Source organism: Staphylococcus sp. EG-SA-2 (assembly GCF_017152085.1).
This window is the reverse complement of record NZ_JACYHC010000198.1, coordinates 1-523: the sequence shown is the minus strand read 5'-3', so window position 1 is coordinate 523 and position 523 is coordinate 1. Positions and strand designations below refer to the sequence as shown.

The window sequence follows — 523 nt, the reverse complement described above, 5'->3', positions numbered from 1 at the left end:
TTGATAAGGACCATAAAAAGCATTTGTATATTGGTGCTGTTTAGCGAATTGTTTTAGATGGAACGGTTGTGGATGTACGTGATGTACAATCGGTGATCTTAAATAAGGCATTTCTATTCGATTTGTATATGAGTTAAACCTTTGGCAAAAAGTTTCGTGTGGGTCAATGATTGTTAATAGGTCTGTTGTTAATCCGCTTGATAATAGTTTTTGTGCGATTGCAGTTCCCTGTATGCCACCGCCGATAATTGTCCAATGCATAATAAAACCTCTCTTTTTTTAAAGCGTAATCGTTACGATTTATGATTATTATTATCATAATACATAACGACATGAAAGGCAATTAAATTAAAGAGATATACGTAGATAGGGCGAAGATGTAGTCAAAGAAAAAATCATTGAAAAAGAGGTAACAATGTCAAAAGAAAACAGCAGTAAAATCATTCCTAATTTGGAATCATCTTACTGCTGTTTGTTGTTGATTTATATTCATGATTTTGTTATATAATCTACAATTTTGTGT

Annotated in this window: 1 pseudogene; it reads right to left on the bottom strand. The window is 31.9% G+C overall.

Annotated features, from left to right (window positions below):
- Positions 1 to 261: pseudogene (locus IDG60_RS01880) on the bottom strand (FAD/NAD(P)-binding protein); the annotation flags it as partial.
- Positions 262 to 523: the final 262 nt, after the last annotated feature.